A 1,428-nucleotide genomic window follows, 5' to 3' on the forward strand; every position below is an offset into this window, starting at 1 on the left:
TGAGTCAATTTCATAATTGCTCTTTTTAAAAATACAAAGACGTACAGAATTTCTAATTTGTATTTTTAAAAATAGAAATCATGCGGTTTGTTGCTGATTCAATTGTGCATTTATTCGATCTGCTGCTAGTTTTGAAGCGTTGTAAATCAGTGTTACGATGTCAAAGTGAACTTTTGCACGTTTTCCAGTACGATAACGAACATTATTAAGCTGAAAAAATTCCTTCAGATAGGCATTTACTCGTTCTACAGCGGTGCGACGTTTGAATATGTTTTTCCATGCTTGTGATCCACGTGCTGGTGCGGTGTACCTTCGCAGGTCTGTCGTAATTTTAACTTTATAAACCTTTTGGCAAATCCCTTCGTTAGCTAATGGACATTCTTTACACTCTTTTGGACTTGTATATTTTAAGGTTTCGTATTTCTTGTCAAAGCTATCATAACGATAGGAATGCTCTCTAAAACAAGTTGGGGCAAAGTGTTTATCAAACCCTATGGGTTCCCCTTCATTTCGTTTATTATACGCAATAACGGATTGGTGGCCCATTCGGTTTACCTGTTCGTAAATGGGTTCATAATCATAACCCGCATCCATGGTTTGATAGCGCAAAGATGGAAGTGAAAGGCGTTCGTCCATCCCTTTTAGTAACGGGATGGCTGCCTTACCATCATTTAAGCTCCCGGATGAAAACATGGATTGTAGAATATATTGACTGGATGCTCCGACAGCCAGATGCCCATTAAATCCAAACCAAAAGACATTATTGCCTTCTGAGTTCTTCTTCACCCCCCATGTTGGGTCTTGAGGAACTTCGGCACGTAGTTCATCTAAGCTAACGTCTAATTGAGCTTCAATTTTTTATCGTAAAGAGGTAGATTGGCTTCTTTTTCAGCTTGTTCTTTCAACCATTGTTCGCGCTCTTCTTTGGATTTGCGTCCGCGTTTTTTAGGTTTAGGCTTTGGCTTTTCTTCTTTAGCTTCAAAGTGTGTAGCGTCAATGGCAATCGTGTCATCCATAATAAAACCCTCTGAAATAGCTTGAAGGACTACCTTTTCTTGAACCTTTTCCAGGATGTTGGATTCACTTAGCTTGGTTAAAAGCCGAGAATAAGACGCTTCAGAAGGGACATCGTCAGAAACGAGAAATCCACAATTCAGCTTGAAAGCAATGTCTTCATTCAGTCGTTTAACCAGGTCTTTAATGGTGGGAATTCGTTCCACGTATCGAACAAAAACGGAAATAATCATGGCACCATAATTTAGCTCTTCAGGCGCACCAAAACGTGATTTCTTAGTTACTGCATGGTAAATTGCATCTAAATCTATCGCAGAAATAATCGCTTCATATTTTTGGGTAGGTTCCATGTCGTATAATTCTTGGATGCCAAATAGGCTATATTGTCGTATAATGGTCATAAGAAGCACTCCT

At 39.1% G+C, this 1,428-nt stretch carries 1 pseudogene; it reads right to left on the bottom strand.

Annotated features, from left to right (window positions below):
- Positions 1-78: 78 nt before the first annotated feature.
- A pseudogene (locus SPD53_RS19730) lies at positions 79-1,415 on the bottom strand (IS1182 family transposase).
- Positions 1,416-1,428: the final 13 nt, after the last annotated feature.

Source organism: Oceanobacillus sp. MO10714A, assembly GCF_037072045.1.
In the GTDB taxonomy this organism is placed as follows: domain Bacteria; phylum Bacillota; class Bacilli; order Bacillales; family Amphibacillaceae; genus Oceanobacillus; species Oceanobacillus indicireducens.